The organism is Thiocapsa bogorovii, from assembly GCF_021228795.1.
GTDB lineage: Bacteria > Pseudomonadota > Gammaproteobacteria > Chromatiales > Chromatiaceae > Thiocapsa > Thiocapsa bogorovii.
This window is the reverse complement of the sequence record NZ_CP089309.1, coordinates 3,046,578-3,066,751: the sequence shown is the minus strand read 5'-3', so window position 1 is coordinate 3,066,751 and position 20,174 is coordinate 3,046,578. Positions and strand designations below refer to the sequence as shown.

15 protein-coding genes and 1 pseudogene are annotated in these 20,174 nt (G+C 65.7%); 12 read left to right on the top strand and 4 right to left on the bottom strand.

Annotated elements, in window-relative coordinates:
* Window positions 1-54: 54 nt before the first annotated feature.
* Window positions 55-2,670, bottom strand: coding sequence for a tetratricopeptide repeat protein (locus LT988_RS13860; protein WP_232406158.1), 2,616 nt, complete (start codon window positions 2,668-2,670; stop codon window positions 55-57).
* 201 nt (window positions 2,671-2,871) lie between these two features.
* Between LT988_RS13860 and LT988_RS13855 the strand changes: the two genes are divergently transcribed.
* The 11 genes and pseudogenes from LT988_RS13855 (at window position 2,872) to LT988_RS13800 (ending at window position 15,822) form a co-directional block, all read left to right on the top strand.
* Window positions 2,872-3,393, top strand: a complete 522-nt coding sequence (locus LT988_RS13855; RefSeq protein ID WP_232406157.1) for a Na+/H+ antiporter subunit E — start codon at window positions 2,872-2,874, stop codon at window positions 3,391-3,393.
* The gene (locus tag LT988_RS13850; RefSeq protein ID WP_232406156.1) at window positions 3,390-3,671 is read left to right on the top strand and encodes a monovalent cation/H+ antiporter complex subunit F; all 282 of its coding nucleotides are present in this window, start codon (window positions 3,390-3,392) and stop codon (window positions 3,669-3,671) included. The genes LT988_RS13855 and LT988_RS13850 overlap by 4 nt, the downstream gene beginning before the upstream one ends.
* Window positions 3,658-3,954 (top strand): monovalent cation/H(+) antiporter subunit G, encoded by a 297-nt coding sequence (mnhG, locus tag LT988_RS13845; protein WP_232406155.1) that lies wholly within the window; start codon window positions 3,658-3,660, stop codon window positions 3,952-3,954. The genes LT988_RS13850 and mnhG overlap by 14 nt, the downstream gene beginning before the upstream one ends.
* A 38-nt stretch (window positions 3,955-3,992) precedes the next feature.
* Window positions 3,993-4,985, top strand: a pseudogene (locus tag LT988_RS13835) (hydrogenase subunit MbhD domain-containing protein).
* On the top strand, window positions 4,982-5,290 hold the full coding sequence (locus tag LT988_RS13830; RefSeq protein ID WP_232406152.1) for an NADH-quinone oxidoreductase subunit K: 309 nt from the start codon (window positions 4,982-4,984) through the stop codon (window positions 5,288-5,290). The pseudogene LT988_RS13835 and the gene LT988_RS13830 overlap by 4 nt, the downstream one beginning before the upstream one ends.
* 4 nt (window positions 5,291-5,294) lie before the next feature.
* On the top strand, window positions 5,295-6,767 hold the full coding sequence (locus LT988_RS13825; RefSeq protein WP_232406151.1) for a complex I subunit 5 family protein: 1,473 nt from the start codon (window positions 5,295-5,297) through the stop codon (window positions 6,765-6,767).
* The gene (locus LT988_RS13820; RefSeq protein ID WP_232406150.1) at window positions 6,764-8,263 is read left to right on the top strand and encodes a complex I subunit 5 family protein; all 1,500 of its coding nucleotides are present in this window, start codon (window positions 6,764-6,766) and stop codon (window positions 8,261-8,263) included. Before LT988_RS13825 ends, LT988_RS13820 begins: the two co-directional genes overlap by 4 nt.
* The gene (locus LT988_RS13815) at window positions 8,260-9,978 is read left to right on the top strand and encodes a proton-conducting transporter transmembrane domain-containing protein (protein WP_232406149.1); all 1,719 of its coding nucleotides are present in this window, start codon (window positions 8,260-8,262) and stop codon (window positions 9,976-9,978) included. Before LT988_RS13820 ends, LT988_RS13815 begins: the two co-directional genes overlap by 4 nt.
* 78 nt (window positions 9,979-10,056) lie before the next feature.
* Window positions 10,057-10,518, top strand: a complete 462-nt coding sequence (locus LT988_RS13810; protein WP_232406148.1) for a PAS domain-containing protein — start codon at window positions 10,057-10,059, stop codon at window positions 10,516-10,518.
* A gap of 50 nt (window positions 10,519-10,568) precedes the next feature.
* Complete coding sequence (locus LT988_RS13805; protein ID WP_232406147.1) at window positions 10,569-13,520, top strand: chemotaxis protein CheB; 2,952 nt, start codon at window positions 10,569-10,571, stop codon at window positions 13,518-13,520.
* A gap of 4 nt (window positions 13,521-13,524) precedes the next feature.
* A complete protein-coding gene (locus LT988_RS13800) occupies window positions 13,525-15,822 on the top strand; it encodes a bifunctional diguanylate cyclase/phosphodiesterase (RefSeq protein WP_232406146.1) in 2,298 nt (765 codons plus the stop codon).
* 198 nt (window positions 15,823-16,020) lie between these two features.
* Here the strand turns inward: LT988_RS13800 and LT988_RS13795 are convergent, their stop codons facing one another.
* Entirely contained in the window at window positions 16,021-16,689 is a 669-nt protein-coding gene (locus tag LT988_RS13795; RefSeq protein WP_232406145.1) for a histidine phosphatase family protein, read from the bottom strand.
* Between the two features lie 273 nt (window positions 16,690-16,962).
* Here LT988_RS13795 and phoU point away from each other — a divergent pair, with 273 nt between their 5' ends.
* Window positions 16,963-17,628, top strand: a complete 666-nt coding sequence (phoU, locus tag LT988_RS13790) for a phosphate signaling complex protein PhoU (protein WP_232406144.1) — start codon at window positions 16,963-16,965, stop codon at window positions 17,626-17,628.
* 41 nt (window positions 17,629-17,669) lie between these two features.
* Here phoU and LT988_RS13785 read toward each other — a convergent pair whose 3' ends face one another.
* Window positions 17,670-18,257: an SPOR domain-containing protein gene (locus LT988_RS13785; protein ID WP_232406143.1), complete on the bottom strand. Its 588-nt coding sequence runs from the start codon at window positions 18,255-18,257 to the stop codon at window positions 17,670-17,672.
* Window position 18,258: 1 nt separating this feature from the next.
* Window positions 18,259-20,031 (bottom strand): arginine--tRNA ligase, encoded by a 1,773-nt coding sequence (argS, locus tag LT988_RS13780; protein ID WP_232406142.1) that lies wholly within the window; start codon window positions 20,029-20,031, stop codon window positions 18,259-18,261.
* Window positions 20,032-20,174: the final 143 nt, after the last annotated feature.

Sequence of the window (20,174 nt, the reverse complement as noted above, 5' to 3'; positions counted from 1 at the left end):
GCGCGGTTCAGATGGTCAGGGTTCGGATTGGCCGGGCTCTCCGCGCCGGCCCGCTCAGCGGCGCTTTCGTTTGGCGCGGTTGCGTTTGCGCGTGCTCGGAGACGGCCCGGTGTCGAAGATGCCCGAATCCGGGAAGGGCAGATCGTCGAGATCGAGGTCCGCCGCCAGCGCGTTGATCATCCTATCCAATGCGTCCTTGCCGATTGCGCGCTCCATCGCGCGCATCGATTCGCCGACCGGACCCGGCATCTGCATCAGGGCGCGAAAGCCGCTTGGACCGAGGGTGCGAACCATGTCGGCGAGGAGCGCGATCGACCTCCCGTCCATGTCGCCGTCGACGAGCGGGGCGTCGATGTCGTCGTCTTCGTCATCCCAGACGTCGTCGATGAAGCCGCCTCCGAAGCCACCGCGCGGTGGCCCACCGAAGGGCAACGAAGGTCCGCTCAGGGCCTCGATGATCCGATGCACCAGCCGCGAGTCGCCGTTGTCGCGCGCGCGCTCGAGCGCCCGCTCCAAACGCAGTGTCTCGCGCATCGGGATGTTCCAGGGCACAACCCCGCGGTGACGGGCCTCGAACGCATGCAGCTCGAAGACCGGCTCGCCGCGCCAGCGCTTCAAGGCAGCATCCGCGAAGGCGAGCCGCGCATCGTGCAGCTCGGTGCGTCGCAGGGTTTCGCAGATCGACTCGATCTCGGCCTGATCGAGCTTGAGTCGGGCCGCGCGTTTGAGCGGGTCGTTCAGCTGTTGACTGACCTCGCTCGGGAGCTTGGCACCCGTGTCCAGATGCGCCCTAAGTCGCGAGAAGAAGGCTCGCAGGTCGGCCTCGTCGGGTGTGGGTGACTTGGAGAGCCCGAGCTGCTTCAACAGCCGGGCCCCGAGAATACCGCAGGCGCTCGCCTCCAGCACGAGGATGAGGCGTGCAGCCAGTCCGTTGCCGAGACCCTCGGCCAGGGCGAGCAGACGTCCCTCGCCCTGCGGATCGAACGCGAGCAACTCGGCCAAACCGCGCACCAGATCCAAGCGTTCACGCGTGCGCTCGGTGCGGCTCCAGTCCTCGGCCAAGGCCAGTGCCCTCATGGCCAAGTCGGGCCGCTGATCCCTCAGGTTTTTGCGCGCGTGGGCGAGATGCGCCTCCACCAGCCGCTCGCGCACACCGCTGTTGATCGGATCAACCGCCAGGATGTCGGCCGCGATGGTCGCCGCCTTCTTGAAGGCCCCGCTCGCGATGGCGGTATCCATGGCGGCGGCCAGAACCGCCTTGTCGGTCGGCCAGTGGTCTTGGGCGCGCTTGAGGATCCGGCGGGCGTCCTTGAGCGCCTTGCCGCCGCGCAGGTAATAGGCGATCAGCCCGAGATAGGTGGCGCGGTCGTCGGGGTCGTACTCGAGGCTGGATTCCAGCTCGGCCGCAATCGTTCCCGGCAATGACTCCGGGTCGGAATCCGGCTCCATCCGCTGGAGGATTTGAAAGAGGGTTTCGGCGCGACGACGAACGAGCGCGATCCGCAACGCGGTCTCGCTGCCCGGCTCGACGCGATGTTCTGCGGCATCCAACAGGAGGTCCGCATAGTCCTGCCAGTAGGTGACGACATTCCACGGATCGGGATCCGCCTCGCTCTCCCAGGCATCCAGAAGGTAGCCGTCGATCTTGCGCAGCGGCTTGCCGCTGACCTCGATCCACCATTTCGCGTCGGTCTGCGGTTTCGGCAAGAGCAGACGCAGCCCACGCTCGTGGACCCAGGTCTCGCCGAGTACCCGGCGATGCCGAAACATCAGACGCAGAAGCTCTTTCGGTTGCGGCGAATCGCCGAGGGTCTGCAGCTCGTTCCAGAGGATCGCGCGCTCGGCGGGCCAGCCGCGCAGAGAGAAGACCAGATCGCGTGTCGCCGGGCCGACCTCGCGGAGCTTGGGTGCCAGCTCGATCTCGGAGAGCAGCGCCAGGCGAGCCGCATCGCGCAGTCGGGCGAAGCCCGAGTTGTCCTCGACGCGGTCCAGGAGCTTGGCCCCCTCGTTGCGTGCCTCCTCGGTCCAGTCGCCCCGATGATCGCGCGCGGCGGGGTCGAGACGGCTCAATGCCTTGAGGATCTGGACGAGATCACGATAGGGCGAGCGGAACGGGATCGCCTTCAGCGCCTGCGCGAGCGCCTGATCGTTGCCGACACAATAGGCGTCGAGCGCCTCCTCGGCGACGGTCGCTTGGACACGGATGGGATCCTCGGCGGGCAGGGCCTCGGCAATCCCGGCGGTGCCGGCGAGCGTCTGGGCCGCCAGGTGGCCAAGCAGCAGCGCTCCGGATCCCGGATCGGCCTTTAAGGAGGGATCCTCCAGCATCGGCATGACCTGAGCGACACGGCCCAGACGGAGCAGGCAGACGACATGGTCCGGATGCACAGGGAGTGTCCCCGACGCGGCGCGGTTCTCCCACATCACCAGCGCCTCCTTGTGCATGCCTTTGGCGCCGAGCTGACGGGCCCGTCCCTCGTAGGCATCGGCAAGACCGCCCCGAAGCGCATCCCTGTCGTTGCCTTCCGGGGCCTGCTTCAGCAGCTCCTTGAAAGCCGCCATCGCCTCGCGAAAGCGCCCGGCATCGAGATCGGCACGCGCCGACTCGGGAGTCACCGCGGACGTCTGCTGGCGAGCCTTGAGCGATGGTCGCTTCTGCTTTCTTGCCATATCGAATCGAATTAAGGGGGCGAAAGGAGGGGACGACTGGCCTGCCAGTATACATCGACTCCTCGGCAACCTTCAGCTTCGAAAGAGCGCCGCGAGATTGCGAGCGATGGCCACACCGCAGACCCGGGGGAGGTGCGCACGATGCACTCCGAGGGTTATCCTTCATACCATGCAGACGTCCAACCCCCTTCGGAACGACTGATGCGACTACAAGGACCCCTGCCGATTGTGCGAACACTGGCGCTGCGTCTGGCGCTCTTCTCGCTGCTGTGGTGGGTGTTGACCGAGGGGCAGCCGGGTTCTTGGCCGCTCGGCAGTCTCTTTGTTGTGCTGGCCACTGCCTTGAGTCTGGCACTGTCGCGTCCGGTACCCTGGTCCGTGGTCGGTTTTGCCCGCTTCGTTCCTTTCTTTCTCTGGTGGTCGCTGCGTGGAGGGGTCGATGTCGCCTGGCGGGCCTGTGTGCCGACTCTGCCCATCGCACCCGGCATCCTGACCTATCGGTTTCGCCTTCCGCCCGGTCGGGCGCGTGTCTTCATGACGGCCGTCATCAGCCTCCTGCCGGGAACCTTGAGCGCCGAGATCGTTCGGAATGAGCTCTTCGTCCACGTTTTGGATCAGCGTGCTTCAAGCGAGGCGGATCTGGCGGCTTTGGAAGACAAGGTCGGCGCGCTCTTTCGTGTTTCGCCAAGCACGCCGCAGAGCACCCATGCCGAGACATCATGAGCCTTTTGTATCTCGTACTTGCCCTCGTCTTGATCTTCACGCTGGCCGCCGGGCTTTGGCGCATCCTGCGCGGACCCACACCGGCGGATCGGATGCTCGCGGCCCAGTTGTTCGGCACCACTGCGGTCGCGGTTCTGCTGCTGCTCGCCGAGGCTTCCGGGCACCCGGCGGTGCGCGATGTCGCACTGGTGTTTGCCCTCCTGGCCGCCGTCACTATGGTGGCCTTCGTGCGCCGGAGCTGGAGCGGCGAGGAGGAGGCCAGCCATGTCGATCCTTGATGTCGTCTCGACCGGCCTGCTGGTCCTCGGCGGAGGCTTCTTCCTCGCCGGGACGGTGGGCCTGCTGCGCTTCCCCGATGTCTACACCCGTCTGCATGCCCTGACCAAGGCGGACAACCTGGGGCTTGGGTTGATCGTGGCCGGGCTTGCGGTGCAGGCGGAGTCATGGGCAGCGGCGGGCAAGTTGGCGCTGATTTGGCTCCTGGTCCTGGTCGCCTCGGCCTTTGCCTGCCATCTGGTCGCGCGTGCTGCGCTGCGCCGCGGGATCCGGCCATGGACCTGATCGGCACCATGGAACTGATCGCACCGGTCGCCTGGGCCATCGATGGCCTTCTCGCACTCCTGCTCCTTTGGCTTGCGGCACGAGCCCTGTCGAGCCCGCGGTTGCTGGAGGCCGTGGTCCTCTTCGTCGGCTTCGGTCTGACCCTGGCGCTGGTCTGGGTCCGGCTCGACGCCCCGGACATCGCATTGGCCGAAGCGGCAATCGGTGCGGGCTTGACCGGCGCCTTGTTGCTCGCAGCACTCGCCCGGCTGCCCATGTCGATGCGAGCCGAGTCGGGCCAAACAGAAAACACGCCATCGAAGGAACGTCGAGATGCCGAGACATGACCGCCCGCGCCGATGCGGCGTTGTGACGTGAAACCAATGGGGTCGGCCTCACGCGCCGGGCATCTGCTCCTGATCGCGCTCCTGGCCGTGATCTTCGGCGGGCTCGCGCTCGCCGTCCTCTCGCTCCCGTCCGACGCGCCGGGACTCTCCGCACAGGTCGAGGCGGCGATGGCCGACACCGGGGTAACGCATCCGGTTACGGCCGTGCTGCTCGACTTCCGCGGCTACGACACCCTGCTCGAGATGGTCGTCTTGCTGTTGGCGTTGGCCGGTGTCTGGTCCTTGGCCGAGGGCTCTCCCATCGCCGATCGGCGGCCCGGCACCATGCTGGACCGGCTGAGCCGGCTCTATGCGCCGCTGATGCTCATGGTGGCCGGCTATCTCCTGTGGGCCGGGAGTGCATCCTCCGGCGGGGCCTTCCAGGCCGGTGCGGTGCTCGGTGCGGCCGGCGTGGTGTTGACCCTCACGGGCTGGCGGTTGCCGGTCGCCTTGGCGGGGTGGCCGCTGCGGCTGATCCTGGTGGCGGGCGTGGCGGTCTTCATCCTCGCGGGCCTGGTCTCGTTCTTCTTCGGCGCGGTTTGGCTGGACTATCCGCTCGAATGGGCCGGCGCGCTCATCCTGCTGATCGAGGCGACCGCCAGTCTCTCCATCGGGGCGACGCTGGCGGCGCTCTTTCTCGGCGGACGCCCGGAGGAGCAGCCATGACACCTGCGGTCCTCTATGCCCTGACGGGGCTCGGGCTCTTCGTGCTCGGTCTCCACGCCTTGATCGTGCATGCCCATCTGCTGCGTAAGATCCTGGCGTTCAACGTGATGGGCAGCGGCGTCTTCCTGGTCCTGGCCGGCCTGGCAGGGCGCACGCCCTCGGGGATCCCGGATCCGGTGCCCCACGCGATGGTGATTACCGGGATCGTGGTGGCGGTTGCCGCCACGGCCCTGGCACTCAGTCTCATGCTGCGTGTGACGGGGGCAACCGGGCACGCCCGCTTGCCCGACGAGACCGAGCGCTGACCCGGTGGATACGGCTGTATTGCTCCAAAGCGGGCTGACTGCGCCCATCCTGGTGCCCCTGATCGGCGCACTGCTCGCCTTCGTCATACGACGGTGGGCGACCCCGATCGGCCTGCTCAGTGTCGTTGCACTCCTCGGAGCCGTGATCCTCCAGGTCCCGAGCCTCTTTGCCGATGGCCCGCAGCGCCTTGCGGTGGGCGGCTGGGGTACGCCACTGGGCGTCGATCTCTATGCGGACGGGTTGAGCATCGCGATGCTGCTCATGAGCGGCGTCGTCGGGCTCGGGATCAGTCTCTACGCGGCCGCCTATTTCCGGGGCACTCCCGCCCGCGGGCAGGCATTCTGGCCGCTCTGGCTGTTCCTGCTGACGGCGCTCAATGCGCTCTTCCTCTCGGCCGATATCTTCAATCTCTATGTGACGCTCGAGATCCTGGGTCTCTCGGCGGTGGCGCTCACGGCGATTGCGGGCGGTGCGGATGCGCTGGTCGGAGCCATGCGCTATTTGCTGGTCAGCCTGCTCGGATCGCTCGCCTATCTGCTCGGTGTCGCACTGCTCTATCACGCCTACGGGACGGTCGATATCGCCCTGCTGGCCGAGCGGATCGCCGCGGAGCCGGCCGCGTGGGCCGCGATGGGCTTGATGAGCGCCGGCCTGATGCTCAAGACGGCGCTCTTCCCGCTGCACTTCTGGCTGCCCCCGGCGCATGCCAGCGCAGCGGCACCGGTCAGTGCGGCGCTCTCGGCGCTCGTCGTGAAGGGCTCTTTCTATCTGCTGCTGCGACTTTGGATCGCGCTCTTCGGCGAGCTCGCGGGCGGGGTCGCGACGCTGCTGGGTCTGCTCGGCGCGGCGGCCATCCTTTGGGGCTCGATCCAGGCCCTGGTTCAGACCCGCCTGAAGCTGCTGATCGCCTATTCGACGGTGGCCCAGATCGGCTATCTGTTTCTGGCCTTTCCGCTGGCCGTCGGGACCGGGATCACGGCCTGGAGCGGTGCGCTCTATCTCGCCCTCTCCCATGCCTTGGCGAAGGCGGCGATGTTCCTGGTCGCCGGGAATCTGCTGCGCTTCGGCGGGCATGATCGGATTGCGGAGCTTGATCGGGTCGTCCAGCGTCTGCCGCTGAGCATGGCGGCCTTTGCCTTGGCCGGGGTCAGCATCATGGGGTTGCCGCCGAGCGGCGGCTTCATCGGGAAATGGTTATTGCTGGAGGCGGCGCTGACCGAGGGTCGCTGGGCCTGGGCGATCGTCATCGTCCTCGGCGGCGTTCTGGCGGCGACCTATGTCTTCAAGGTCGTCGGCAATGCCTTTACCCAGTCCGAGAACCCGCATCAGGCGCAGCCGGTGCCGGCAACCATGGAGTGGGTCGCCTTCGCACTGGCCGTGGGGGCGGTGCTGATGGGGTTGATCGTCTCCCAGCCGCTCGCCTTGCTCGAGATCGGCGACCCTTTCGGGATCCGGGCGGAGGCTGCGGTGCCATGACGTTGGACGCTTGGGTTCCGCTCTTGGTCCTCTGCAGCTCTCTGGTTCCGGGTCTTCTGATCTTCGGTCTGGAGGAGTCGCGGGTGCGTCTGCGGACCACGCTCAACCTGGCGGGGGCCTTGACCAAGCTGGCGCTGGTCGGGGTCATGCTCTGGGGCGTCGCCCACGGGCACACCTACGAGGTCCGCGTCACCTTTCTGCCGGGTTTGGATCTGGCCCTGCGCGCAGGGCCGCTGGCACTTCTTTTCCTGGTTCTGTCGAGCCTGCTGTGGTTGGTCACCACCATCTATGCCATCGGCTATCTCGAGGGCTCGCCGCACCGCAGCCGCTTCTTCGGGTTCTTCAGCCTGTGCGTGACCGCAACCGTCGGGGTCGCCATGGCCGCCGACATGCTGACCTTCCTGCTCTTCTACGAGATGCTGACCCTGGCGACCTACCCCCTGGTGGTGCATCGCGGCACCGAGGTCGCGCGCCGGGCCGGTCAGGTCTATCTGGCCTATACGATCGGCGGCGGTGCCCTGATGCTGCTCGGGATCGTCTGGCTCTACACCCTGACCGGGACGCTGGAGTTCACGCCCCGCGGGTTCGTCTCCGAGCTGGACCCGTCGCATCATTCGGCCCTGATCCTGATCTTCGTCTTCCTAATCACTGGGCTCGGGGTGAAGGCGGCACTGATCCCGCTGCACGCCTGGCTGCCGATGGCCATGGTCGCGCCGGCGCCGGTCAGCGCCCTGTTGCATGCGGTCGCGGTCGTCAAGGCCGGCGCCTTCGGGATTGTGCGCGTGGTCTACGAGGTCTTCGGGGTCGAGTTCGCGGCCCTGCTCGGGGTCATGATGCCGCTGGCCATCCTGGCCGCGGCAACCATCCTTTACGGATCGCTTCGCGCCGTCTTCCAGGATGATCTGAAGCGGCGGCTCGCATTTTCGACCGTCAGTCAGGTCTCCTACATCGTCCTGGGGGTCGCCATCGCCAGCCCCATCGCCACCGTCGGCGGTCTGGTACATCTGGTGCACCAGGGTCTCATGAAGATCACACTGTTCTTCTGCGCCGGGAATCTGGCCGAGACCTTGGGGATCCACAAGATCAGCGAGATGAACGGGGTGGGCCGTCGGATGCCCTGGACCATGGTGGCCTTCACGGTCGCGGCCTTCGGGATGATCGGCGCCCCGCCGGTGGCCGGCTTCATCACCAAGTGGTACCTGGGACTGGGTGCCTTGGATGCGGGCCAACATTGGGTGCTGTTGGTCCTGGCGGGGAGCAGCCTGCTCAATGCAGTCTATTTCCTGCCGATACTCCATGCCGCCTGGTTCCGAGAGCCACCCGCAACCTGGCCGGAAGAGCGTGAATTCGGGCGTCGCGAGATCGCACCCGCGCTCCTGTGGCCGCCACTGGTAACGGCGGTGGCCGCCCTATTGGCCGGGCTCTTCGCGGCGCTGCCGTTCAGTCCGCTGGAGTGGGCGCGCTTCATCGCGGAGCAGGAGTTCTCGCGACCGTGAGTGCGGGACTCCTTCAATCCGCGGTGCTGTTCGCCCTGGTTTGGCCCTTCGTTGCGGCGGCAACGTGGACGATCCGCGCGGCACGTCCATGGGTGATCGGGCTTTTGCCCTGGTCGGCGGTGCCCGCGCTGGCAGTCGCGTTGTCGGTCCCGGACCTGACTCTGTCGCTGCCCGAGACCCTGCTGGGAAGCGGGCTGGCGCTCGATGCGACCGGGCGGGTCTTCCTGGCGACGACGGCACTGCTTTGGTTGGCCGCGGGTACGCTGATGGCCCTTGAACGCCGCGCCGATGCCGGCGAACGGCGTTCGGCCGTGCCGGCGCTGCTCGCGACAGGGGCCGGATTCGCTCTCGCCTTGGCGGACGACGGACTCTTGTGGTTCGCCGCGGGGACCCTTGCGGGCTATGCGACCTATGCGTTGATCCTGCAAGCGGCGACACGACCGGCGCGCATCGCCGGCCGACGGCTGGTCATTCTGCTCGTGCTCAGTGATCTGCTGCTGTTCGAGCTGTTCCTGATCCTCGCCCATGCGGCCGGCGGGACCTCCTTCACCGCCCTGCGCGGGGCGGTTGCAGCGACCGACAGCCCGGCATTCGTCCTGACGCTCATGACGCTCGGGTTCGGCGTGAAGGCCGGTGTGCTCGGTGTTCATCTGTGGCTGTTGCCCGCGTTCGGGTCGACGACCCTCGGGGTGCGCGTCGCGCTGATCGCCTTCGTCGCCGCGGCCGGCCTGCTCGGCTGGTTGCGTCTTCTGCCGTTGGGCGAGATCGCCTGGGGCAACGCAGGCATGGCGTTGCGCTGGTTGGCGTTAGCGACGGCGGTCTATGCCCTCATCTCGGGTTTTGCAAAGACCGGGCAACGCACACGTGCAGGCAGCGTCCTGATGGCGCTGACGGCCCAATGGCTCTGGATGCTCGCTGCGGCGCTGCAACGCCCCGAGTCGGGTGACGCCATCGCGGCCCTCTTGCCGATGCTCGCGCTGCAGTCAGGCGTCGCGCTGGCCGCGCTCGTGCTGTTGGGCGACGCCCGCCCGATCCGGCCCCGCGCGTTGCGCCCGGCGATGTCCTGGTTCGCCGTCGTCCTGGTCGTGCTCGCACCACTGCCGATCTTGTCGGTGTGGATGGATGCCGGGCCCTTTGCCGCACTTGCGCTCTGGTGGCCGTCGGTCGCGGCGGCGCTTCTGCTCGGTCGGTTTGTCGGGGCGATGGCCTCGCACAAGGGAACCGCGAGTCGGCCGAGGTCTCCGCGCGGCCGAGTCACCCTCGGCGCCGCCCTACTCGTCGCCTCTGCCGTGGGTGCGGCGACAAGCCTGCTCGGATACCCCCCGACCGGCCTTTGGTCGCCGATTCAGGCCGATACGCCCGACTGGTCCTTGAACTCGGCTGTCGCGGTCGCGGCTCTCGCCGGAGGCGTCTCGCTCGGTTGGCTCGCGTCGCTGCGCGCACGGTATCGCCCCGCGCGCGATTCGAACGCCTGGCCGAACCCGCTGCACTCCGTGCATGAACGGATGCGCGCCCTGCGCGGATGGCTGCGTCGCATCGCGCAGATCCATCTGCCGGGTTGGCGCGACGCGATCCTGGACACCCTTGCGGCAGCCGCGTCGAGCGCGTCTCCGGGCGCGCTCGCGCGTCGGGCCGAGGCAAGGCTGATCCGCTGGGAAGTCGCCTTGGCGATGTTCGTTCTGCTCGGGGCGACAGTGGCGTGGTTGGGTGGTTGAGGTCGGCGTGCAAACATTGCCGCTCGCACGGAAAGCCTCTAACCTCTGGCGGATACGAAACAACGCAGAGAGCACGCCATGGATTTCGTCGCCGACAAAGATGCGGATCTGATCCCCTTCGTGTTGTCTCAGATCCTCGATACCTCGATCAACGGCATCACACTCTCCGATCCGGATCAAGAGGATAACCCGATCGTCTACGCCAACGAGGCGTTCGAGTTGATCACGGGTTACAGCCGCGAGGAGATCGTCGGGCACAACTGCCGCATCCTCCAGGGTCAAGACCGCGACCAGGAGGCGCTGGAGAAGGTCCGCGAGGCGATTCGCGAGCGCAAGCGGACCACGGTCACGTTGCGCAACTATCGTAAGGACGGGGCGCTCTTCTACAACCGATTCTCCATTCGTCCGTTGTACGATCGCCAAGGCAAACTGATCTATTTCCTCGGCGTCCAGTACGACGTCACCGAGCAGGTTCATGCTCGGGAAGAATTGGAACGGCTCAAGGAGATGTTGCGTGTCGCCGACCAAGAGACCGGCTAGGGCCGGGGCATCCGTGACCCGGCAGCGCAGGAGCCAAAGGAATACCCATCATGTCGAAGGTGATCGAAACCGAGCAGCCGCAGGGCGAGCTCAAACGTGCGGGGCAGTTCCACGGCTATGTGGTGGCGATCGGCGCGTCGGCCGGCGGGCTCGATGCCTTGGAACGTTTCTTTCAGTCCTTGCCGACCGATCTGGGCGCCGCCTACGTGGTGATCCAGCATCTCTCGCCGGATCACAAGAGCATGATGGCCAATCTGCTCGGCCGCCACACCTCGATGCCGGTCGTGACGGTCGAGCACGACATGCGCATCTTGCCCGACCGGGTCCATCTGATCCCGCCGGCCAGCATGATGAGCGTCTCGGGCGATGCATTGCGCCTGACCCCGAAAAACCCGCGCGGACTCACCCTGCCGATCGACCTCTTCTTCACCTCGGTGGCCAAGGCGTTCGGCAAGCATGCCATCGGCGTCGTGCTCTCCGGTACCGGCTCCGACGGCACACGCGGAGCTGTTGCCATCAACGACGCCGGGGGGCTGTTGCTCGCCCAAGAGCCGGAGTCCGCCAAGTTCGACGGCATGCCGCGCAGTGCGATCGCCACCGGCTTGGTCGACGCCATCCTGCCCCCGGACGAGCTGGGTCCGCGCATCGTAGAGCACATCCATCAGATCCCTCGCGCCAAGGTCCGGCCCGAGGATCGCGGCTTGGGCATCGATAAGGACGACGCCTTCGAGGAGACGATGCACCTGTTGCAGCATCAGGGCGGCATCAACTTTCGGGAATACAAGCCGGCGACCGTGATGCGCCGAATCGAGCGGCGGATGCAGGTCCGCCACACCCCGGATCTCGCCAACTATGTCCGGCTGCTCGACAACGATCGGGGCGAGCTGGCGGTCCTGCGCCGCGAGATGTTGATCCCGGTGACCAGTTTCTTCCGCGACCCGGAGACCTTCGACATCCTCGCCGAGACGGTCGTGAAGACCATCGTTGCGGAACGGGGCGAGAACCAACCGATCCGGGTGTGGGTGGCGGGCGCCTCCACCGGCGAAGAGGCCTATAGCCTGGCGATCTTGTTTGCCGAGGCCTTCGACCGTGCGCGACGCTGGCCGAACTTCAAGCTGTTCGCAACCGACGTGGAGCAGCAGAACGTCGAGGTCGGGGGTGCCGGGGTCTTCTCGGAGGCGATCACGGCGGAGCTCTCCCCGGAGCGCATCGAGCGCTTCTTCTACAAACGCGGCAACCACTTCGTCGTCAAAAACGAGATCCGCCAGAGCATCGTCTTCGCCAAGCATAACTTGCTCGAAGATCCGCCCTTTACGCGAATGGATCTGGTCTCGTGTCGCAACCTCCTGATCTATTTCCGCACCCAGGCCCAGGAGCGGGCGCTGCGCCGCATCCAGTATGCGTTGGCGCCCGGCGGCTTCCTCTTCCTGGGACCGAGCGAGACCTTGGCCGAGCTCCAGTCGGACTTCACCGCCGTGAGCTCCAAGCACAAGATCTACCGGATCCTGCGCCATCTGTCGCTGCCGCTGGATCTGGCCAATACACCGCTCGCAGCGCGTGTTGCCGGCGCCCCGGGGCGTCGGCCCGGGCGGCGCGGTCATCAACTCGCCAGCGATGCCGCAGTCATCGACGCCGGGCAGTCGATGCTGCTGCGCGGCTATGCCCCTGCCAGCCTCTTGCTCAGCAATCGCTTCGAGCTGCTCCACGTCTACGGCGCGGTCGGCGACTATCTACGCATCGCCGAGGGCAGTGCGACCCTGGATGTCGCCAAGCTGCTTGCGGCCCCGCTCGCACCGGTCGCCCAAGCACTCCTGCACAAGGCGATGCGCAGCGCCACTCCCTTGCGCTCGGATATCCTAACCATCGAACTCGCGAACGGTTCCTCGCAGCGGCTGCGTCTCGTGGTGCGGCCGTTCGACGTGATTCAGGGCGAGTCGCATCTTTTGCTCTCCTTCGAGCCTAAGCCCGAGCCGCTTCCGATCGAGACGTTCGCGAGCACGGCGGGCATGGAGACGATCAACATCGATCGCGAGACGATCCAGCGTATGGAGACGCTCGAGCGCGAGCTGAATGCGACGCGCGAGAGCTTGCAGGCAACGATCGAGGAGCTTGAGACCGCAAACGAAGAGCTGCAGGCGACCAACGAGGAGCTGATGGCCTCCAACGAGGAGCTTCAAAGCTCGAACGAGGAGCTTCAATCGGTCAACGAGGAGCTTTACACGGTCAACGCCGAGAACCAGGAGAAGATCGAGATCCTCAATCGGCTCAATGCCGATCTGGACAGCATGGCCAAGGCCGCAGCCATCGCCACCGTTTTCGTCGATTCGTCGCTGCGCCTGACGCGTTTCACGCCCGAGGCGACCAGCCTCTTCAAGATCCGCAACGGTGATCTGGGGCGGCCCATCGACGATTTTGCGAACCTGCTTCAGTATCCGAGCTTCATCGACGAGCTGCATCGCACCGTCGACAGCGGCGAGATGCTCCAGCGCGAGATCCATGCCGCCAACGGGCGCGTCTATCTCGCGCGCGTCTTGCCCTACGCGGTGCGTCCGAACGAGGCGCGCGGTGCGGTCGCGACCTTCGTCGACATCACCACGCTCTACGATGTCGAGCGCATGCAGGCCGTGCTCGATTCACTCCCGGAGCATGTCGCCGTGCTGGATCCGAAAGGCGTGATCACGCTGGTGAATCGCGCCTGGCGCGAGTTCGCTGCCGCCAACGGCGACCCCGATCTGAAGGTCTCGGGCGTCGGCTCCAACTATCTCACCGCGTGCGATGGCGGCTCGGGCGACGATAGCCCCGGGGGGCGGACCGCATTGGAGGGCATCCGCGCGGTCCTCGATGGACGACGCGACGGTTTTGCAATGGAGTACCCCTGCCACTCTCCGCACGAGAAACGCTGGTTCTCCATGCACGTCGCACCGATTCGACACGTCGGTGGCGGCGTGATCGTCAGCCATATCAATGTCAGTCAGTGGACCGAAGCCGGCAACGAGGGCTAGCGACATGACGACGGCAACCGATCACCGAGGAACGAACCCCGCCAATCCGTTGGAGATTTCCGACGAGGAGCTGCGTACACGCGCGCTCCTCGCACTGCGGCAGGGTCACTTCGATCTGGCCGAAAAACTCCTTGTCGGCAAGGACGTCGACCAAACGGCTCTGGTGGAGAGCCTGCGCATTTATCAGGCTGAGCTGGAGATCCAAAACGAGGAGCTGCAGCGCAGTCATCATCGGACCCAGACCGTCCTGAACCGCTTCATGACCTTCTTCGATAGCCTGCCCGTGGCCGAGCTGGTCATCGACGGACAGGGGCTCGTCAAGGAGGCCAACGAGGAGGCAAGACGTCTATTCGGTCTTCGCGACACGGTCTATCACCAGTACTTCTTCGTCCGGCTGATCGAGGAGCCCGACCGCGGCCCGGCTATTCACGCGCTCGCGCATCTGTGCCCGGAGGAGCCGATCGATCTTCAGGAGCTGAAGTTCCGCACCAAGGCCGGCGAGGTCTTCATCGGCGACCTCCACATGGCCGCGCTGCCGACCGACGAGAACGAAGGGCGGCGCGTCCTCTGCGCCGTCGTCGACCGCACCGAGGCTGTCGTGCAACGCGAGGCATTGCGCGAGAGTCGCGAGCGCTATCGCGTGATCGCCGAGTTCAGCTCCGACTGGGAATACTGGATCGGGCCGGACGGGCAGTATCGATATGTGTCGCCGGCCTGCACCCGCCTCACCGGCTATCCGTCGGCGGCCTTCATCGCCGATGCGGACCTCTTCGGTCGCCTGCTTCATCCGGATGATCGCCGCCTCTGGGAACAACATCTCAAGGCCCATCTCGGCGACGCGTCGGGCGGTATCGCACCGCTCGAGCTGCGTGTCCGTCACCTTGATGGGCATGAATCCTGGATCGAGCATTCCTGTACTCCGGTCTTCGGCGAATCGGGGGATTTTCTGGGACGCCGAGGCGTGAATCGCGACATCACCGAGCTGAAACGCTCGCGCGAGCAGCTGCACTTTCTGGCACAGCACGACGTACTCACCGGACTCCCGAACCGGAGCCTCTTCCGCCAGCGCTTGGAGGAGGCGATCCCCCGCACGATCAGACGCGGCGGCGAGACGGCGCTCCTCTTCCTGGACTTGGACCGATTCAAGATCGTCAACGACACCCTCGGGCATCCCGTCGGCGACCTCCTGCTAAAACAGGTTGCCGTACGCTTGATGCAAGCCGTGCGGGCGAGCGATACCGTCGCACGATTGGGAGGCGACGAGTTCGTCGTCATCTCCGAGGATGTTCAAGAACCCAACGACGCGGCGATCCTCGCCAGACGTCTGCTCGATCTCTTTGCGACACCTTTCGACGTGGAAGGTCGCGAGCTCTTTCTCAGCTTGAGTATCGGCATCGGCATCTACCCGCTCGACGGAGCCGATGCCGACACCCTGATCAGGCACGCCGACATCGCCATGTACCGCGCCAAGGCGGCCGGCCGCAACGGCTTCAGATTCTTCGATCCGGAGATGTCGGAAGGAGCCGCGGAGCGCCTGCGCCTGGAGCAAGAGTTGCGGAATGCGCTCCCGCGCGACGAGTTGATGCTCGAATATCAACCCCAGGTCCGCCTGGCGGACAGCCGGCTGTGTGGCGTCGAGGTCCTGTGCCGTTGGAACCATCCGAGGCTGGGCCTGCTGTCTCCTGCCCAATTCCTGCCCTTGGCAAACGACATCGGGTTGATCGATCAACTGGATCTCTGGGTCCTCGAGCACGCCTGTGCACAGTTCGCCGCCTGGGGTCGATGCGGATTCTCGATACCGCGACTCGCCGTCAATTTCTCGGCACACAGGATTCAGAGCAGCGACGTGGCGGTGCAGGTCGAATCGATCCTCGCCCGAACCGGGATCGATCCGCGGCGTTTGGAACTGGATCTGACCGAGGCATCCCTTATGGATCACCCCGCAGGCACGATCGCCAATCTGGAGCAGCTCAGCGGGCTCGGCATCGCACTGGCGGTGGACGACTTCGGCACCGGCTGCTCGTCGCTGGCGTGCATCAAGCGCTTGGCGATTCGACGCCTGAAGATCGATCGCTCCTTCATCGAGCGGCTGCTGACCGGCAGCGACGACGAATCCATCGTGTACGCGATCATCGGCCTGGCGCGCAGTTTGGGACTGGGCGTGCTCGCCGAAGGCGTCGAAACATCCGCGCAGGCCGAGATGCTGATTCGCGGCGGCTGCGACGAGGCGCAGGGTTATTTCTTTGGCAAAGCGGTCGGAGCGGAGGAACTGACATCCCGCTATCGCTCGGAAAAGACTTAGTCACGCGCCAACAGTACGTCGAGCTCCCACGCTAGTCGTTGTCGTTGTCGATGACAACAACCGTCCCACCGTCATTCTCACGTCGAGTTGCTTGGCTGATTCTCAGACCGCTCCCCAGGCGGACGTCCGCGCTTGAGGTTCCGTCGAACCGAGCCCGTCGCAGGGGCAAAAAAGCATCGATCCGCGCACCGGCACCGATCAAACTCGATCGCCCGAGCCGCTTGAGACCTGCATACCGCCACCGGCATCGGAGACCGTAAAGGCCGATCCCGCCGTCACCAAAAGCCAAAGGGACTCCCCGTTCTTGCGCTTCATATCCAGCACCAGGGTCCGCGGCAATTGTCTGACATACCGGGTGATGACATCCATGACCCAACCGTGCGTGACGGCCAGAACACGTTCGCCGGGATGCCGGCCGGCCATCTCGTGCAATGCGCGGACGACCCGATCGGCGAACTCATCCGGCGACTCGCCGTCGTCGAATCGACAGTCAGGGTCTCTGCGCAGGATGTTCGCATGCAGACCCGGATGCCGTATCGACAGATTCCGTTTGGTCATTCCCTGGATCCGGCCGAAATTCCGCTCCTTCAAGCCTTCACAGCGGATCGGCGGGGGCAGTTCCAGGACCTCGGCGACGATCCGCGCGGTCTCGGCCGCCCTGCTCAGGGGGCTTGTCCAAACACGCGAAAAGGCGGAGCCTCTGAAGGCATCGGCCATTTCGAGTGCCTGTTGTCGGCCGTTCTCGTTGAGTGGGACATCGATCCATCCCTGCAAAACCCCGGTGATGTTCCAGTCGGTTTCGCCGTGACGGGTCACGCAGATCGTCGTCGGCGCGTACGCGGAATCCATGTCGGTCGTGAGGGTCATATCGGGTGGCGCGTCGGATTCCAATCTAGGCGGGTCGGCGTGCTTATGTTATACCGAGCGCGCGCGGCGTTCCAAAACGCAGGCTGTTTCCCGAGCGCGTGTGGTGAGGTATGCCGACAAGGCATCACGGCCTCTGGGGGCGAGGAGACGCAACACCGGCCCGGCGTGCGCGGCGCGTGCAATGGTGAAAAAACCCGCGTGCGTTCGGAATAGGCCCGGCGCCGAGACCCTCGGACGTTCGACGGCGTCGACACAAGACACAGGGGACGATGGATGAGCGAGAACATCAATCTGGTGCAGCGCCGCCGCGCGCAGCTGCAGAGCGCGGTCGGCGACCTGGGAAAGCTGGTCATCGCCGCCTTGAACCAATCCGTGGCTTGCCTAAGCCGACATGACCTCGAGCTGGCCGAGCGCATCATCGAAGGGGACGCGCAGATCAATCAGCAGCGGCGTGTGCTTGAGCAGGAATGCCTGGTGACGCTCGCGGCGTACAAGCCGGCCGGCGCGGATTTGCGTGCCATCGGCGCTTGTATGGAGCTGGTCTCGGAGCTTGAGCGGATCGGGGACTATGCCGCCGATGTCGCTCGCATCCTGCGCAGAGCAGGAGAGACGCGGTTCCCGAGCGAATCGGTCGAGGCGATCGTGGATGTCGCCGGGGATGCGATCGCCATGCTCGGCGAGGCATTGGACGCCTTCACCTGCGGTCAAGACGAGCAGGGTGCCCGGGCGAGCATCGCACGCGAGGATCAGGTCGACAGCAACGAGCAAGCCGTCATACAGCGCGTGCTGAACATGATGCGCGCCGATCCGGATTTCGCCGCGACCGGGACCTACCTCCTATGGATCGTGCACAACTACGAGCGGGTTGCGGATCGGGCGACCAACGTCGCCGAGCGTGCAATCTATGTCGCCTCCGGCGAGACGCTCGAGCTGGGGTAGGTCCGCGCGGCGGAATCGGTCACCGGCGCCGCCGATCAAGCTCACTTGACCGGGATCGTCATCGCATCCTTGCCGTTGCGTTTCAACAGGGCGCGAACCTTGTCGAGGGCAGCCTGATCGGCGTAGGGACCGGTGCGCACACGATGATAGGTCTCGCCGCTCGGGATGGTCGCTTTCTCTACACGACTCGAGATGCCGAGCAGCGCGAGCTCCGCCTTCAGTCGCTCGGCATCGCTCGCGCGCCTGAAGGATCCGACTTGGACCAGGTAGCCTTTGCCGTTCGATGAGGTCGGTACCGCCGGGGTCGGCTGCACCGTGTCGGCAGTGGCCGGAGGCTCGGGACGCGGCGCGGCGGGCGGCGGCGGTGGCGGCGGCGCGATATCGACCTCCGTATCGCGCAGCAGGTTGGGAAACTCGAAGCTCGGAGGCGCCGCCGCGGGTCGTTCGATCTTGGCCGGCACGACGGCGGGTGTCGTCTGCATGGCGTCCGGATTCTGAGTCCAATAGAGACCGACCCCGAAGGCTCCCAGCATCCCGCCGAACAAGAACCACCAGAGACAGGAACGACCCTGCTTGCCGCGCCGCGGCGTCGCCCGCGCGAGGCTCGCCCGCCGATAATCCCTGCTCATCTCACATGGCCTCCGGAGCGGAGACGCCGAGCAGACCCAATCCGTTGCGCAGTACCTCGCGCACCGCCAGGATCAGCTTGATCCGTGCGTCGCGCAGCCCCGCATCCGCGACCAGGAACTGATGGGCGTTGTAGTAGGTGTGGAGCTCGTTCGCCAGCTCGCGTAGATAATGGGTCAGCAGATGAGGCTCGGCCTTGAGCGCCGCCGCTTCGACCACTTCGGGATAGCGCGCCAGGGAACGCTGCAGTGCCAGCTCATGCGACTCGGTCAGTCGCTCCAGATTCTCGACACCGGGGCTCGGCTCCACCGGCATGCCCTTTTCCGCGGCCTGCCGCAGCACGCTGCACACTCGGGCGTGGGCGTATTGGACGTAGTAGACAGGATTGTCGGAGGATTCGGACTTGGCTAGATCCAGGTCGAAATCCAGATGCTGCTCGCAACGGCGCATGACGTAGAAGAAGCGCGCGGCATCGCGCCCGACCTCCTTGCGCAGCTGGCGCAGGGTCACGAACTCGCCCGAGCGTGTCGACATCTGCGCCTTCTCGCCCCCGCGATAGAGGATCGCGAACTGCACCAGGAGGACCTCGAGGCGCTCGACGTCGTCACCCATCGCCTGGAGCGCCGCCTTTACACGTGGGACATAGCCGTGGTGATCCGCGCCCCAGATGTCGATGACGCGCTCGAAGCCGCGCTCGAGCTTGTCCATATGATAGGCGATGTCGGAGGCGAAATAGGTGCTCTGACCGTTCTCGCGCACCACAACCCGATCCTTCTCGTCGCCGAAGGCGCTGGAGCGAAACCAGAGCGCGCCGTTGCGCTCGTAGACATGACCGGCCTCGCGCAGTCGCTCGATCGCCCGGGTGACGGCCCCGCTCTCGGCGAGCGTGCGTTCCGAGTACCACTCCTGATACTCGACGCCGAACTGAGCCAGGTCCTCGCGAATGTCGTCCAGGATGGTGTTCAGCCCCAGCTCGAAGACATAGCGGTAGCGGTTGTCGCCCAGCAGCTGTTTCGCGGCGGCGATGACCCCGTCGATATGCGCCTCCTTATCGCCGCCGCCCTGTCCGTCGGGCAGCGCATCGGGCGGAAGGCCGGCAAAGACCGTGGGCGCATCCACCCGATAGGCGTCGCCGTGCTCGCGATGCAGCGTCGCGGCGATATCCCAGACATAGTCGCCCTTGTAACCGTTGCTCGGAAAGGTCAGCTCCTCGCCGCACAGCTCGAGATATCTCAGCCAGACGGAGCTGGCGAGGATGTCCATCTGCCGTCCGGCGTCGTTGACGTAATACTCGCGGTGCACGTCGAACCCGACCGCCGCGAGCAGATCGGCAACAACCGCACCATAGGCGGCCCCGCGACCATGCCCGACGTGCAGAGGTCCAGTCGGGTTGGCCGAGACGAACTCAACCTGCACGCGCCGCCCGGCACCGATTCGGCTGAGCCCGAAGGCAGGGCCCGCGCTCAGGATCTCGGGGATCAGCCTGCGATAGGCGTCCTCGGCCAGAAAGAAGTTGATGAAGCCCGGGCCTGCGATCTCTGCACGCGCGATCAGCGGGGAAGGAGGCAGGGCGTCCAAGAGGCGTTGCGCGACCTCGCGCGGCTTGGCGCTCAGACGCTTGGCGAGCACCATCGCGACGTTGGTCGCGAAATCGCCGTGAGATGTGTCCTTGGTTCGATCCACTTGGGGGGCGGGAAGCCCGTCGGCGTAGCCCGTCGGGGCGTCGACGAGGCTCGCGAGTGCCGTGCGGATCAGATCGGTGATGGCCTGTTTCATAGGGACTTCATTGGAGTATCGGTCGGATCTGCAGGCGAAAAGGCCGGCAAGGCAGGTGGCGTGCCGCAAGGGGACGCGTCGTCAGGGCGATAGAATAACCGAATCGAGCCCCCGGAGGGACCGACCGACCCGGTGTTGTTCCC

Excerpts from the sequence above, each read along its gene's own strand:
- LT988_RS13855 (WP_232406157.1), top strand. The coding sequence starts at position 2,872 with ATGCGACTACAAGGACCCCTGCCGATTGTGCGAACACTGGCGCTGCGT.
- LT988_RS13850 (WP_232406156.1), top strand. The coding sequence starts at position 3,390 with ATGAGCCTTTTGTATCTCGTACTTGCCCTCGTCTTGATCTTCACGCTG.
- phoU (WP_232406144.1), top strand. The coding sequence starts at position 16,963 with ATGAGCGAGAACATCAATCTGGTGCAGCGCCGCCGCGCGCAGCTGCAG.
- LT988_RS13860 (WP_232406158.1), bottom strand. The coding sequence starts at position 2,670 with ATGGCAAGAAAGCAGAAGCGACCATCGCTCAAGGCTCGCCAGCAGACG.
- mnhG (WP_232406155.1), top strand. The coding sequence starts at position 3,658 with ATGTCGATCCTTGATGTCGTCTCGACCGGCCTGCTGGTCCTCGGCGGA.
- argS (WP_232406142.1), bottom strand. The coding sequence starts at position 20,031 with ATGAAACAGGCCATCACCGATCTGATCCGCACGGCACTCGCGAGCCTC.
- LT988_RS13805 (WP_232406147.1), top strand. The coding sequence starts at position 10,569 with ATGTCGAAGGTGATCGAAACCGAGCAGCCGCAGGGCGAGCTCAAACGT.
- LT988_RS13820 (WP_232406150.1), top strand. The coding sequence starts at position 6,764 with ATGACGTTGGACGCTTGGGTTCCGCTCTTGGTCCTCTGCAGCTCTCTG.
- LT988_RS13795 (WP_232406145.1), bottom strand. The coding sequence starts at position 16,689 with ATGACCCTCACGACCGACATGGATTCCGCGTACGCGCCGACGACGATC.
- LT988_RS13830 (WP_232406152.1), top strand. The coding sequence starts at position 4,982 with ATGACACCTGCGGTCCTCTATGCCCTGACGGGGCTCGGGCTCTTCGTG.
- LT988_RS13800 (WP_232406146.1), top strand. The coding sequence starts at position 13,525 with ATGACGACGGCAACCGATCACCGAGGAACGAACCCCGCCAATCCGTTG.
- LT988_RS13785 (WP_232406143.1), bottom strand. The coding sequence starts at position 18,257 with ATGAGCAGGGATTATCGGCGGGCGAGCCTCGCGCGGGCGACGCCGCGG.
- LT988_RS13810 (WP_232406148.1), top strand. The coding sequence starts at position 10,057 with ATGGATTTCGTCGCCGACAAAGATGCGGATCTGATCCCCTTCGTGTTG.